Raw genomic sequence first — 14,172 nt, forward strand, 5'->3', positions numbered from 1 at the left:
CACCCGCTCGACCGCGAAGTTGTAGAAGACGGCGTCGACCACTTCCACCCCCACCGCCCCCAGCGGCGCCGCCCGCCCGGCGAAGTAGCCCATCCAGTACCCGCGATAACCCGCCGCGTCGAACGCCGCCCGCGCCTCCGGCGCGAAGTACACCAGCACGTGCACCGGCTCGATCAGTTCCCAGATCCGCCGCGCGGTTCCCGTCTCACCCATGCGCCCAGTGTGCACGGTTGTGTGGGTCGCTATACGCGAGCGGCGCTGGCCCAGTGGGTGGGCTTGGCGATAGTCGCGGGCGGTCGAGTCATGAGCTGTTCGCAAAGTGGCGGGTCGACGAGCACAGGCGTGCCTGGCCAGACGCAATCGCTGTAGCGGACACAGGCGGCCGGGAGACGGCACGGTCCACGCGGCGACAGATCACGAGCCCAGGCGGGCCGAGCATGGGGGTCGGAAACCCGCGCCGGGTGTGCCGGTGCAGTCCAGCCGCACGCAGCTCCGGCCGAACCGGGCGGCGCTGTGGCGTCAGTCGGCAGAAGCCGTGCCCATGCCGCGGCGGCACGCCGGCAGTGGGCGGCCGAGTTCATGGGCAGTTCGCGAAATGGCGGTTCGCCGAGCACAGGGGGCCTGGCCGGCCGCTGTCGCAGTAGCGGGCGTTGGCGACCGAAGTCGGTACGGGCCACGCGGCGGACCCCGGGCGGGACAAGTCACGGGCGTCGGAAACCCGCGCCGGGTGTGCCAGTGCAGTCCAGCCCGCACGCGGCTCAGGCCGACCGGGCGGCGCTGTGGCGTCAGTCGGCAGAAGCCGTGCCCATACGGCGGCAGTCGGCGATCGCGTTCATGGTCGGACGAGTTCCGCAGGCCGCGCCGACAGTTCCCGGTCCGGGGACCGACGCATCTGGCGCCGCAAGGGGTCACGCCGCGGACCGGACCCCGGACCACGCGGCCGTGGGTCCGACCGCCCGCGCGGCCATGCGGGCGACGGCGGCGGCGACCCGCGCGGGTTCCTCCAGGATGACCGAGTGCCCGGCGCCCTCGACGACCACGAGGTCCGCGTAGTCGACGGCGGCGGCCATGGCGACCGAATGCGAGGGCGGCGTCATCGAATCGGCGGACCCGCACAGCACCACGGTCGGGATGGCCGACAGGGCGGGCAGCACGTCGGTGCGGTCGTAGGTCATGAAGGCGCTCAGGAAGCTAGCCATGGTGACGATCGAGGTCTCGTTGTGCATGGCGTAGGCCAGGGCGAGCATGCGCGGATCGACCTTGCGGTTACCGAACTCCGCGACCCGGACGACCGGCGCGAAGATCCGGCACGCGGCCTTCTTGACCTGCTGCATCACGCGCGGCGCCCGCCGCACCGCCGCCTGGAACCCGCCGACGATCGGGTGCCGCAGCAGCCGCCCGAACCCGGCGTCGGCCAGCCCGTTCGCGGCGGTCGCGACCAGCCCGACCCCCACGATCCGCGTCCCGATCTCGTGCCGGTTCCGCGCCGCGTAGGTCAGCACGGTCATCCCGCCCATCGAATGCCCGACCAGGACCACCGGCCCAGCCGGCACGACCGCGTCGAGCACCGCGCCCAGATCGTCGGCCAGCCGCTCGAGCGTGTACGTCTCCCGCCCCGCCTTCCCCGACTCCCCGTGCCCCCGGTGGTCGTAGCAGACCACCCGGACCGCCGGATCGTCCCGCAGCAGCACGTCCCGCACCGCGGTCCACGACTCCGACCGCAGGCAGTGCCCGTGCACCAGCACCACCGTCACCGCCGCGTCCCGCGCCCCGTACTCCCGCACCACCAGCGGCACCCCGTCCCCGGCCGACACCACGACACGACGCTCCCGAAAGCGGGCAAGTGTGCTGATCGACATCGGAACCTCCGGTTGGCTGGTGGTACCACCAACTCTCCCCCGATCCGCCTCTGACCAGCAGATCCCCGAGAGGGGAGCCCCCTCTCCCCAGGGTGAGCGGATCCCCACCCAGGTGGCAGGCGAGGCGGTGTTCAATATTTTGCCGTGTTCAACTAAAGTGAACGCCGTGGTTGATCGAACACAGCAACGCACCGTCGAGGACTCGATGGCCGAGGCGATGTCCTCGATCCACATCGAGTTCACGCTGCGTCGGTGGCTCTCGGACCAAGAAGCCATCGTCGACGTAGGTCGGCAGGGCTTCGGAACCACCTATCGCCTGATTTGGCTGCCGCATGTCACCCTCTCCGCCCTGGCACGCCACAGCGGGTACAACGCCCCGCACCCGATCCTCGTCGCGGGCCCACGGATCGGCAGCCGTACGGCGGCGGCCCTCCGACAAGCACAGATCGACTTCATCGACACTGCCGGAAACGCTCATCTGGATTTCGGCCCGGTCCTCATCGACATTCGCGGACGCGACAATCCTGCACTTGTCCCGAACCATCGATCGCCGGAATCCAATCTGTTCAGCGCCAAACGTATGCAGGTGGTCTTCGCGCTACTCACCTGGCCGGGCCTGGTCGAACAACCCGTTCGCACCGTTGCCCATGTCGCGGGCACATCGGTCGGCATCGCACAATCAGCCCTGGAAGGAATGCGGCAGTTCGACTATCTGATCGGACCTGCGCTCCGTCGCCGCGACGAACTCGTCGACCTGTGGTCCGCCGCATACCGGAGCACCCTGATGCCGAAAGTCAGACAGGCGTCGTATCAGGGCGACGTATCGCAGTGGAGCCCGCCCCTCGGCTACCTCGTGAGTGGCGAGTCCGCGGTCAATACGATCCGGCACCCGCAGACACTCGCCGTGTACGTGAAGAACTTCGACCCGATCGAAGCCGTCCACAGCCGCTGGAGAAGAACCGATCACGCCAATATCGAAGTGCGACACAAGTTCTGGAATGAACCTCCATGGTCGGAGCCACGCGACCCTACCGGCGCCTTCACCGAATCAGCGGCGCCGCCACTCCTGGTGTACGCCGATCTCCTGGCATCGAAAGAACCTCGGCAAGCCGAAGTAGCTCACGCCTTGAGGAGAGACGGACTCGTTTGACCCCACGCGCCCGCACGGACCGTCAGTCGACCTGGTCGACACAGTCATCAAAGAGTTGGTGTCACGTTCCGGAGCAGACCCGGAAACGATCATGATCATCGGAGCGCACTGCCGTGATCTGCTGCATGCTGCTTTCGGTCGCGCAGATCCGCTCCGCTCCACCAGCGACGTCGACCTCGGCATCGCTGTCGCCGAGGACGGACAATACCGACAGATCGTTTCGGTACTCGCTCCCTCGGGAACGACCGACATCCGCTACGCGATCGCAGGCATCACGGTCGACGTCGTACCGTTCGGCGATATCGAAGATCCGGAAGGCACCACAACCCTTCAGGGCAGGAAAGATTCACTGGACGTCTTCGGTTTTCGGGAGGTCTTCGCCCACGCATGGGAACTGCGGCTGCCGAGCGGTCACACCGTACGCGTTCCCACCCCTGCGGGCTACACCGCGCTGAAGCTGAAAGCCTGGTGCGACCGATCCATCATCGGGGAATACAAAGACGCCGGCGATATCGCCATCGCATGTAGCTGGTACCAGGAAGACACCGACGGGGTTCATGCAGCCCTCTACGAAGCCCGGACCGACCTTCTGGTCCGAGCCGAAGTCGATGTCGACGTCGCAGCGCTGTATCTGCTCGGTGAAGAGATATCAACCCTTCTCGGTAAGACACGGACAGCCGACCTGCGTGGAATCTGGATCCGCACCGACCGGGACCTACTCGCCGAGTACTTCGCACGCCAGCGGTCGCGCACCCGCCCCGATCGGCCGACCGCGCATCGCGCGATCGGGGCACTGACCGACTTCCTGTTCTACTGAAAGCTCATCGAGACAGGGCGCCGCCTACGCGGTCTTCTGGCGCGCCCCCGGCAGGTCGCGTATCGGCCCCTGCCACAACAGATCACACGTTGAAGCGGAACTCCACGACGTCGCCGTCGGACATGACGTAGTCCTTGCCTTCCATGCGCACCTTGCCCGCGGCCTTGGCGGCGGCCATGGAGCCGGCTTCCACCAGGTCGTCGAAGGCGACGATCTCGGCCTTGATGAAGCCGCGTTCGAAGTCGGTGTGGATGACGCCCGCGGCCTTGGGGGCGGTGTCGCCCTGGTGGATGGTCCAGGCTCGGGCTTCCTTGGGGCCTGCGGTGAGGTAGGTCTGCAGGCCGAGGGTGTGGAAGCCGGCGCGGGCGAGGGCGTGCAGGCCGGGTTCGGTCTGGCCGATGGACTCCAGGAGTTCCAGGGCGGACTCGTCGTCGAGCTCGAGGAGTTCGGCTTCGACCTTGGCGTCGAGGAAGACGGCGTCGGCGGGGGCGACGGCGGCCTTCAGCTCGGCGACCTTGGCTTCGTCGGTGAGGACGGACTCGTCGGCGTTGAAGACGTACAGGAACGGCTTGGTGGTGAGCAGCGAGAGCTCGCGCAGCAGGTCGGCGTCGATCTTGTTGCCGGCGGCGAACAGGGTGGTGCCCTCGTTGAGGATCTCCTGGGCGGCCTTGGCGGCGTCGAGGAAGGGCTTGCGGTCCTTCTTGACCTTGGCTTCCTTCTCCAGGCGCGGGACGGCCTTCTCCAGGGTCTGCAGGTCGGCGAGGATGAGCTCGGTCTCGATGACCTCGATGTCGGCGGTGGGATCGACGCGGCCGTCGACGTGGATGACGTCGTCGTCGGCGAACACGCGCACGACCTGGCAGATGGCGTCGGCCTCACGGATGTTGGCCAGGAACTTGTTGCCGAGGCCGGCGCCCTCGGAGGCGCCCTTGACGATGCCCGCGATGTCGACGAACGACACGACCGCGGGGACGATGCGCTCGGAACCGAAGATCTCGGACAGCTGGTCGAGCCGCTTGTCGGGCAGCGGGACGACGCCGACGTTGGGCTCGATGGTCGCGAACGGGTAGTTCGCGGCCAGCACGTCGTTCTTGGTCAGCGCGTTGAACAGCGTCGACTTTCCGACGTTGGGCAGGCCGACGATTCCGAGGGTGAGACTCACGAGTACGGGATTCTATCGGGTGCGCGGGGGTGACCGGACACCGCGCCCGCCGAGCCGGACGGCCCGGCGGGCGGCCGGTGATCAGGGCACCAGCACGACCTTGCCGAGGTTGCCGCCCGCGGCGACCAGCGCGTGCGCCCGCTCGGCCTCCTCCAGGCCGAACTGGGCCGCCACCACGGGCTGCAGCAGGCCGGAGACGAAGAACTGCCACAGTTCCTGACGCCAGTGGTCGTAGTCGGCGGGGTGGTTCTCGGCGGCGTGCCGGAGCCGGAAACCGGTGACGGTGCGCGCGCCGGACAGCAGGTCGGCGGTGTCCACCGCGCCGCTGCTCGCGCCGAAGGCGATCAGGCGGCCGCCGGGTGCCACCGCCGACAGCGCCGCGCCACGGACGGCGCCGCCGACGGCGTCGAGGGCGACGTCGACCTGCTTGCCGGACCCGAGCTCGGCGTAGGTGAACACCTCGTCGGCGCCGAGTTCGCGCACGAAGTCCAGTTCGGCGGGGTCGGCGACCGCGCCGATGACCAGCCCGGCGCCGCGGACCCGCGCGAGCTGGACGGCGAGATGGCCCGCCGCGCCCGCCGCGCCGGTGACCAGCACCGAGGCGCCCTCGATCGAGCCCGCGGCGTCGATCGCGCCGAGCGCGACCAGCCCGCTGCGGACCAGCGCGACGGCGTCGAGGGCGGACGCGCCGTCCGGGATGGGCGAGGCCTCATCGGCGGCCAGGATGGCGTACTCGGCGTAGGCGTCGGCGGGACAGACGCCGACGACGCGGTAGCCGGGGCCGTAGTCCGCGACGCCGTCACCGGCGGCCACGACCTCGCCTGCGATCTCGCCGCCGAGCCCGGGCCGGGCGCCACGCACGACCGGAACGGTGAGGCCGACGGCCTCGACCCGGACGAGCAGTTCCCCGGGACCGGGGACCGGGGCGTCGGCCGCGACGACCCCGAGCACGTTCCGACCGTCGTTGGGCTGGTGGGTAACCCGCCGCATGACACCTCCTGCAAAACTCACGAGCGAAGGCGTTACGGTAACCGGGTAGGGGCACGTTTCCACAGCTCAACGGCATGGAAGTGCGATATCTCACCGCCGCGCATGACACGCGGAGAGGACGGGAACCGGCGTAGGCTCGCCAGGTATGGAGGCGACCACGGAGGTGGTGACGGCGCGTCCCGCGCCGGTGCTCGCCGGGTTCATCGACCAGTATGTCGGGTACCGGCTGAGCGGGTTCGCGCCGGGGTTGCACCGGGGCCTGCCCTCGCGGCACATGACCTTCATCGTCGCCATCGGCCCCACCGTCGACGTGGTCGAACACACCGATCCGCGGCAGACGCCCGGCAGCTACCGCTGTGTGCTGAGCGGCCTGCAGGCGGCCCCGGCGATGATCGCGCACAACGGTTCCCAGGAGGGCGTGGCCATCCAGCTGACCCCGCTGGGCAGCCGGGTGCTGTTCGGGATGCCCGCCGGCGAGCTGTGGGACCTGACCCTGGAGTGTTCCGACGCGCACGGCCCGCTGGGCCGCAGGCTGGCCGAGTCGGTCGCCGCGGCGCCGGACTGGCGGGCGCGCTTCGCCGCCTGTGACGCCGCGCTGCTGGCGGCCGCCCGCGACGACGCGCCGATCGAACCACCGCTGCACCGGGCCTGGGCGGCGCTGGTCGCGTCCGGGGGCACCGCGCCGATCGCCGGGCTGGCCGACCGGATCGGGTGGAGCCGCCAGCACCTGGCCCGCCGGTTCACCGCCGAGTTCGGGACCGGCCCCAAGACCGCGGCCCGGGTCATCCGCTTCGAGCGGGCCCGCCGGATGATCGCGGGCACCCCGCCCTATGTCTCCATCGCCCAGGTCGCCGCGTCCTGCGGCTACTACGACCAGGCCCACCTCAACCGGGACTTCCTGGAACTCGCCGGTTGCAGCCCGACCACCTGGCTCGCCGAGGAGATTCCATCCGTCCAAGACGACGAGGGTCCCGTCGCGCGAGGCTGAGGTCATGACCACTTCACCGGAATCCACCACCACCTTCACCGCCGTCTGGCCGTGCCTGTCCTTCGACGACGCCCGCGCCCAGATCGCCTTCCTCACCGAGGCTTTCGGTTTCGTCGAGGTCGCCGTGTACGCGCGGGACGGCGATCCGTCGGTCGTCGAGCACGGCGAGCTGCGCTGGCCGCTCGGCGGCGGCATCATGTTCTCCTCGACCGGGCGCGACGACAGCCCGTTCAGCCGCAAGCCCGCGGGCACCGACTCGGTGTACCTGGTGTGCACCGACCCCGACGGCCTGTTCGCGCGGGCGAGCGCGGCGGGCGCCGAGGTCGTGCGCGGGCTGCGCGACGAGGACTACGGCTCGCGCGGGTTCACCGTCCGCGACCCCGAGGGCAATCTGTGGAGCTTCGGCACCTACCGGGGCGAGTGAGCTGAACAATATTGCAGGTTGACCGTCAACAGGGCGGATCGTCGCCGTGCCGGTACCCCGGTGAGCTACGTTGTTCGATGTTTCACCGGAGTACCTGCGCGTTTAGGGGAGTGTAAGACCCATGGCGACAGTCGAATACCTGAAGACCGATCCCGACCTGCCCCCGGTCGGGATCGTCGACCGCACCCCGCTGACGCCGGCGAAGAAGGCGATCCTCGCCGTCGTCGCGCTGCTCGGCGGGTTCGCCTGGGCGATCGTGGCCTTCGTGCGGGGCGAGAACATCAACGCGGTGTGGATCGTGGTCGCGGCGGTCTGCACCTACGTCATCGCCTACCGCTTCTACGCGCGGTTCATCGAGTGGAAGATCACCCGGCCGCGCGACGACGTGGCCACCCCGGCCGAGATCTACGACAACGGCAAGGACTTCATGCCGATGGACCGGCGGGTGCTCTACGGGCACCACTTCGCCGCCATCGCGGGCGCCGGCCCGCTGGTCGGGCCGGTGCTGGCCGCCCAGATGGGTTATCTGCCGGGCACCATCTGGATCGTGGTCGGCGTGGTCTTCGCCGGCGCGGTGCAGGACTATCTGGTGCTGTGGGCCTCGACCCGCAGGCGCGGCCGCAGCCTCGGGCAGATGGCGCGCGACGAACTCGGCGCCATCGGCGGCGTGGCCGCCATCGTGGCCATCCTGGTCATCATGACCATCCTGCTGGCGGTGCTCGCGCTGGTGGTGGTCAACGCGCTCGGCGAGAGCCCGTGGGGCGTGTTCTCCATCGCCATGACCGTCCCGATCGCGCTGTTCATGGGCGTGTACCTGCGGTACCTGCGGCCGGGCGCGGTCGGCGAGGTGTCGGCGATCGGCATCGTGCTGCTGCTCGCGGCCATCATCGGCGGCGGCTGGGTCTCCGAGACCGAGTGGGGCGCGGACTGGTTCACGCTCTCGCGCACCACCATCGCCTGGTGCCTGATCGCCTACGGCTTCTTCGCCTCGGTGCTGCCGGTCTGGCTGCTGCTCGCCCCGCGCGACTACCTGTCGACGTTCATGAAGGTCGGCACCATCGTGCTGCTCGCCGTCGGCATCCTGATCACCGCGCCGGTGCTGAAGGCGCCCGCGGTGTCGCAGTTCGCCCACACCGGCAACGGCCCGGCCTTCGCGGGCAGCCTGTTCCCGTTCCTGTTCATCACCATCGCCTGTGGCGCGCTGTCGGGATTCCACGCCCTGGTGTCCTCGGGCACGACGCCCAAGCTGCTGGCCAAGGAATCCAACGCCCGCATGATCGGCTACGGCGGCATGCTGATGGAGTCGTTCGTCGCGGTCATGGCGATCATCACCGCCTCGATCATCGATCAGCACCTGTACTTCGGCATGAACGCCGGCATCGGGCTGACCGGCGGCACGCCGGAAAAGGCCGCCGCCTACACCAATTCGCTCGGGCTGTCCGGCCCGCCCGCGACGCCGGAACTGTTCACCCAGGCCGCCGCGGACGTCGGCGAGAACTCCATCATCTCCCGCACCGGCGGCGCGCCGACCCTGGCCGTCGGCATCGCCGAGGTCTTCCACCATTTCCTCGGCGGGTCGAGCATGAAGGCCTTCTGGTACCACTTCGCGATCATGTTCGAGGCGCTGTTCATCCTGACCACCATCGACGCGGGCACCCGCGTGGCGCGGTTCCTCGTCTCGGACGCGCTGGGCAACCTGGGTGGCGGTTTCGCCAAGTTCAAGGACCCCTCGTGGCGGGTCGGCGCCTGGGTGGCCTCGCTGGCCGTGGTCGCGGGCTGGGGCTCGGTGCTGCTGATGGGCGTGAACGACCCGTTCGGCGGGATCAACGCGCTCTTCCCGCTCTTCGGCATCGCCAACCAGCTGCTCGCCGCCATCGCGCTGACGATCGTGCTGGTCATCCTGGTCAAGAAGGGCATGGTGAAGTGGGCCTGGATCCCCGGCATCCCGCTGGCCTGGGATCTGATCGTCACCATGACGGCGTCCTGGCAGAAGATCTTCTCCCAGGACCCCAAGCTCGGGTACTGGAAGCAGCACAGCCTCTGCGAGGCGGCCCAGGCCGCCGGTAAGGGCTGCCTGACGGCGAAGACGCCCGAGCAGGTCGACACCGCGATCCGCAACACCTTCATCCAGGGCACGCTGTCGATCGTGTTCGCGGTGCTGGTGCTCATCGTGGCGATCATCGGGGCGATCGTGTGCGTGCGGGCGCTGCGCTCGGGCACCGTCTCCGACACCGAGGCGCCCGAGCAGCCGTCGAAGATCTTCGCCCCCAGCGGTTTCGTGGCCACCGCGCAGGAACGCGCGGTGCAGAAGCAGTGGGACGAACTGATCGCCGAGGGCACGGTGGCCGCGCCCGGATCGGCGCACGCCTCGTGAGCGACGCGCGCCGGGGTCGGCGGGTCCGGTCCCTCGGATCGGCCGCGCTGACCCGGGCGCGCACCGCCGTGCGCGGGGTCGCGTGGTGGTACAGCGCGATCAACGGCGGGCAGGACTACCAGCGGTACGTCGAGCATCTGCGGCGCACCCATCCCGGCGCGCCGGTGCCGTCGGTCAAGCAGTACTGGCGCGAGCGCTACGCCGAGGCCGACCGCAATCCGTCCACCCGCTGCTGCTGACGGGCCGCCCGGTTCGACCCCCTAGGGATAGATGGCTGTTTTCCGCTAGCACAGGTTTGGGCCTGCTGACACAGTGGTACCCGTGACGATTACGGCTCTGGATTTCGAGCGCTGCTACCGCGCGGTCTCGACCCGCGACTCCCGTTTCGACGGGCAGTTCTTCACCGCGGTGCGCACCACGGGCATCTACTGCAGACCGTCGTGCCCCGCCATCACCCCCAAGCGCGGCAACGTCACCTTCCTACCCACGGCGGCCGCGGCCCAGCACGCGGGCTACCGCGCCTGCCGCCGCTGCCTGCCCGACGCCGCCCCCGGCTCGCCCCTGTGGAACGTGCGCGCCGACCTCGCCGCCCGCGCCATGCGACTCATCGGCGACGGCATCATCGAACGCGGCGGCGTGCCCGCGCTCGCCGCCCGGCTCGGCTACTCGCAGCGGCAGCTGACCCGGGTCCTGACCAACGAACTCGGGGCGGGCCCGCTGGCGCTGGCCCGCGCCCATCGCGCGCACACCGCGCGGCTGCTGATCCAGACCACCGAACTGCCCATGTCCGACATCGCCTTCGCGGCGGGGTTCGCCAGCATCCGGCAGTTCAACGACACCGTGCGCGAGGTCTTCGCCGTCAGCCCGACCACCATGCGCACCGAGGCCCGCCGCTCGCCCCGGATCGAGGCACCGGCGGGCAACGGCACCCTAACCCTGCGGCTGCCCTACCGCGAACCCCTCGACACCGGCTGGCTCGAGTGGTTCCTGTCCGCGCACGCCGCGCCGGGGCTCGAACTGTGGGAGGACGGGGTCTACACGCGCACCCTGCGCACCCCGCACGGGCACGCCACCGTGCAGCTGAGCTTCCGGCCCGGACACGTCCGCGCCCAGCTCGCCCTGCGCGACATGCGCGACCTCGCACCGACCGTGGCGCGCGTCCGGCACCTGCTCGACCTCGACGCCGACCCGCACGGGATCGACGAGGCGCTCGGGGCGAGCGATCCCACCCGTCCGTTCAGCCGCGGCATCCGGGTACCGGGTTGCGTGGACGGGCCGGAACTGCTGCTGCGCACCATGATCGGGCAGCAGATCTCCCTCCCGGCCGCCCTCACCCACACCGCGCGGCTCGCCGAGGCGCTCGGGGACCGGGTCGACGGGCCGGTGCGGCTGCTGTTCCCCGCCCCGGAGGCCATCGCCGAGCGCGGCGCGGAGGTGCTGACCGGGCCCGCCCGCCGGGTACAGGCCGTTGTCGCGGCCGCCGCGGCCGTCGCGGCGGGCGAGCTCGACCTGCACGCCGGGCGCACCGCGGCCGACCTCCGCCAGGACCTGCTCGCCCTCGACGGGGTCGGCCCGTGGACCGCGGACTACGTGACCATGCGCCTGCTCGCCGACCCCGACATCCTGCTCGGCACCGACCTCGTCGTGCGCCAGGGCGCCGAACTGCTCGGCCTCGAGCTGGACAACACCACCCGCTGGGCGCCGTGGCGCTCGTATCTGACCATGCACCTGTGGAAGACCGCGCTCACCCGCAGGCGCACCGCTTCCTGACCGACGACAAGGACCCACACATGAGCACCATCGCCGACGTCGCCACCGTGACCACCACGGCGGGCCCGTTCACCGCGATCACCGACGCCGACGGCGCCGTCCTGGCATCGGGCTGGACCGCCGACACCGAATACCTGCGCGGGCTCGTCCGTCCCGCGCTGCGCCCCGAAACCCTGCGCGTCCGCGCCGAACTCGGCGCCGTGACCGCCGCCGTCACGGCCTATCACGCGGGGGACCTCACCGCGATCGATCCGATCCCGGTCCGCCAGCGCTCCGGCGCATTCCTCACCCACGCCTGGGACGTCCTACGCAAGATCCCGGCGGGCGAACCGGTCACCTACACCGAATTCGCCGCCCTCGCGGGCAATCCCGCCGCGACCCGGGCGGCCGCCAACGCCTGCGCCCGCAACGCCGCGGCACTGTTCGTGCCGTGCCACCGGGTGGTGCGCATCGGCGGCGCGCTCGGCGGGTTCCGCTGGGGCCTGGACGTCAAGCGCTGGTTGCTGGCCCACGAGGGCTAGGCGACGGTGGCCTCGAGGCGCGAGCCCGCGCGGCCGCGGACCACGTGCAGGCGGCTGGGAATGCGCTGGCGCATCTCGTCCACGTGACTGACGATGCCCACCACCCGGCCGCCCGCGCGGAGCTCGTCCAGGACGCCCATCACCGCGTCGAGCGTGTCGGCGTCCAGGCTGCCGAACCCCTCGTCGATGAACAGGGTGTCGAGTTCGAGGCCGCCCGCCTCGGCGGCGACCACGTCGGCCAGGCCGAGCGCCAGCGACAGCGAGGCCATGAAGGTCTCGCCGCCGGAGAGGGTGTCGGCCGAGCGGACCGCGCCGGTGTAGTCGTCGCGCACGTCCAGGCCGAGTCCACCGCGCCTGCCGCGCGGGCCCGCCTTGTCCGTGTGGACGAATTCGTAACGGCCACCCGACATCCGGCGCAGCCGCAGCGAGCCCGCCTCGGCGACCTCCTCCAGCCGGGCCGCGAGCACGTAGGACCGCAGCGACATGCGGCGGTTGTTCTCCCCGCGCCCCGCCACCACCTCGGCCAGCCCGGCCAGCTCGTCGAAGTCGGCCTGCAGCGGGGCGATGCGCTCCAGCTCGCTCCACAGCTGGGCGCCCAGTTCCTCGAGCTGGGTCACTCGGGTGGCGGCGGCGGACCGCCGGGCCACCGCCTCGGTGAGGGCCTGCTGTGCCTCGGTGAACCGCTGCTCGAATCCGGCCGGGTCCCCCGGGGTCTCCTCGGCCAGATCGCGGATGCCGGGTTCGGCGAGCACCGTGTCCGCGTGGTCGCGGATCCGCTCCGCCTCGGCGAGTTCGCCCTCGATCGCCTGCTGCCGCGCGAGCGGCCGGATGACCGGTGCCACGGCGTCCTTGACCCGGGTGAGCAGGGCGATGTCGTCGCGGGGCGGGCGGGCGGGCGGCTCGGGCGTGATCGGGCCGGGATCGTCGAGGAAGTCGAAGAGGGTCAGCGGCTCCTCGTCGGCGCGAGGCCGGTCGCCGGCGCCGACCGCCGCACCGTCGGAGGGATGCCCGGACCGTCCGCCTACCGGCGGCTCCGTGTGGCCGGGCGTGGTAGTACCTGCGGCAGCCGACGACTCGGCGTCACTGGCAACCCTGGTTTCCGCGGCGGTCGACAGCTCGGCATGGCCGGGCGCCGGCGCGGTATCGCCCGCGGCAGCCGACGGCTCGGCGTCGCTGGGAACGGTGGCTGCCGCGGCGGACGACAGCTCGGCGCGGCCGGGCGCCGGCGCGGTATCGCCCGCGGCAGCCGACGGCTCGGCGTCGCTGGGAACCGTGGCTGCCGCGGCGGTCGACAGCCCGGCGTGGCCGGGCGCCGGGGGGAGAGTGTTCGCGGCGGCCGAGGACTCGATGTGGCCGGTGGCCCGAAGGGGGGCGCCCGCGACGGCGGCCTGCCCGACCTGACCGTGCGGCGCAGCGGGAGTGTCCACCGCTGCTGACGGCCCGGTGTGGCCGAGCGCCCCAGCGGAGGCGTCCGCAACTGCCGACGGCCCGGCCTGGTCAGGTGCCGGAGCGCAGGTTCCCGCGGTCGCCGACGGCTCGGCGCGGCCGGATACCGGGGCGGTAGCGCCTGCTGCGGCCGACGGGACGGCCGACGACTCGGCGGGCTCGGCGGCGAGGAAACCGGCGGCGCGCGCGAGGTTCTCGATGCGGTCGGCGACATGGGTGACGGCGGTGCGGGCGGCCGCCTCGGCGGTGCGGGCGGCGCGGAGGCCGGTCGCGGCCGTGACCAGGGCGCGCAGGCGGCGGGTGCGGGCCTCGATGGTGCCGTCGGCGCCCGCGGCCGCGCGCAGGCGGGTGTCGAGCTCGGCGAGGCGGGCGGTGCCCGTGGACAGGGTGGTGGCGACCGTGGCGCGACGGGCGTCGAGGTCGCGGGACTCGTCCTGGAGGCGGGACTCGGCGGAGCGGACGGTTTCCAGCCGGGCGGTGAGTGCCGGGACCTGGTCGGCGAGGTCGGCGGCGTCGGCGAGGCGGTCGGCGGCGGCACGGACGGCGGCCGCGAGCGCGACCGGGTCGCCGTCGCCGCCGCGGGCGATCAGCGCCTCGATCTCGCGCTCGATGCCGTTGACCTGCTGGGTCACGGTGTCGCGCAGCGCTTCCGCCGTGCGCTCGGCCGCGGT

Annotated in this window: 13 protein-coding genes; 8 read left to right on the plus strand and 5 right to left on the minus strand. The window is 71.3% G+C overall.

The genetic code is table 11. From position 1 onward, the window contains the following. Together ON36_RS22315 and ON36_RS22320 are read right to left on the minus strand one after the other, a co-directional pair. Nucleotides 1-213: helix-turn-helix domain-containing protein (locus ON36_RS22315; protein WP_043657065.1), on the minus strand; the 213-nt coding region annotated here is incomplete at its 3' end. 695 nt (nt 214-908) lie between these two features. After that, nucleotides 909-1,859, minus strand: coding sequence for an alpha/beta fold hydrolase (locus ON36_RS22320; protein WP_043657068.1), 951 nt, complete (start codon nt 1,857-1,859; stop codon nt 909-911). Here ON36_RS22320 and ON36_RS22325 point away from each other — a divergent pair. Next, complete coding sequence (locus ON36_RS22325) at nt 1,846-3,009, plus strand: type IV toxin-antitoxin system AbiEi family antitoxin (RefSeq protein WP_157224980.1); 1,164 nt, start codon at nt 1,846-1,848, stop codon at nt 3,007-3,009. The two genes, ON36_RS22320 and ON36_RS22325, sit on opposite strands and share 14 nt — an antisense overlap. 91 nt (nt 3,010-3,100) lie before the next feature. Further along, entirely contained in the window at nt 3,101-3,826 is a 726-nt protein-coding gene (locus ON36_RS22330) for a hypothetical protein (protein WP_043657069.1), read from the plus strand. Between the two features lie 82 nt (nt 3,827-3,908). Here the strand turns inward: ON36_RS22330 and ychF are convergent, their stop codons facing one another. Both ychF and ON36_RS22340 read right to left on the minus strand, forming a co-directional pair. Next, nucleotides 3,909-4,988: a redox-regulated ATPase YchF gene (gene ychF / locus ON36_RS22335; protein WP_043657071.1), complete on the minus strand. Its 1,080-nt coding sequence runs from the start codon at nt 4,986-4,988 to the stop codon at nt 3,909-3,911. Nucleotides 4,989-5,069: 81 nt separating this feature from the next. Beyond that, nucleotides 5,070-5,978, minus strand: a complete 909-nt coding sequence (locus ON36_RS22340) for a quinone oxidoreductase family protein (RefSeq protein WP_043657073.1) — start codon at nt 5,976-5,978, stop codon at nt 5,070-5,072. A gap of 145 nt (nt 5,979-6,123) precedes the next feature. Here ON36_RS22340 and ON36_RS22345 point away from each other — a divergent pair, with 145 nt between their 5' ends. The 6 genes from ON36_RS22345 (at nt 6,124) to ON36_RS22370 (ending at nt 12,055) form a co-directional block, all read left to right on the plus strand. Continuing rightward, nucleotides 6,124-6,966 (plus strand): AraC family transcriptional regulator, encoded by an 843-nt coding sequence (locus tag ON36_RS22345; protein WP_043657076.1) that lies wholly within the window; start codon nt 6,124-6,126, stop codon nt 6,964-6,966. Between the two features lie 4 nt (nt 6,967-6,970). Next, on the plus strand, nt 6,971-7,390 hold the full coding sequence (locus ON36_RS22350) for a VOC family protein (RefSeq protein ID WP_043657078.1): 420 nt from the start codon (nt 6,971-6,973) through the stop codon (nt 7,388-7,390). Nucleotides 7,391-7,511: 121 nt separating this feature from the next. Continuing rightward, a complete protein-coding gene (locus tag ON36_RS22355) occupies nt 7,512-9,764 on the plus strand; it encodes a carbon starvation CstA family protein (RefSeq protein WP_043657081.1) in 2,253 nt (750 codons plus the stop codon). A gap of 68 nt (nt 9,765-9,832) precedes the next feature. Continuing rightward, nucleotides 9,833-10,003: a YbdD/YjiX family protein gene (locus ON36_RS22360; RefSeq protein ID WP_083885312.1), complete on the plus strand. Its 171-nt coding sequence runs from the start codon at nt 9,833-9,835 to the stop codon at nt 10,001-10,003. An 82-nt stretch (nt 10,004-10,085) separates the two neighbouring features. After that, nucleotides 10,086-11,534, plus strand: coding sequence for an AlkA N-terminal domain-containing protein (locus ON36_RS22365; RefSeq protein ID WP_043657084.1), 1,449 nt, complete (start codon nt 10,086-10,088; stop codon nt 11,532-11,534). A gap of 29 nt (nt 11,535-11,563) precedes the next feature. Beyond that, a complete protein-coding gene (locus ON36_RS22370) occupies nt 11,564-12,055 on the plus strand; it encodes a methylated-DNA--[protein]-cysteine S-methyltransferase (RefSeq protein ID WP_218001228.1) in 492 nt (163 codons plus the stop codon). On the opposite strand, the gene ON36_RS36355 is transcribed toward ON36_RS22370, so the two are convergent. Then, on the minus strand, nt 12,052-14,172 hold a 2,121-nt coding region (locus tag ON36_RS36355; RefSeq protein ID WP_281004890.1), incomplete at its 5' end, for an SbcC/MukB-like Walker B domain-containing protein. The genes ON36_RS22370 and ON36_RS36355 overlap by 4 nt on opposite strands.

This window comes from Nocardia thailandica NBRC 100428, assembly GCF_000308795.1.
Classification (GTDB): domain Bacteria; phylum Actinomycetota; class Actinomycetes; order Mycobacteriales; family Mycobacteriaceae; genus Nocardia; species Nocardia thailandica.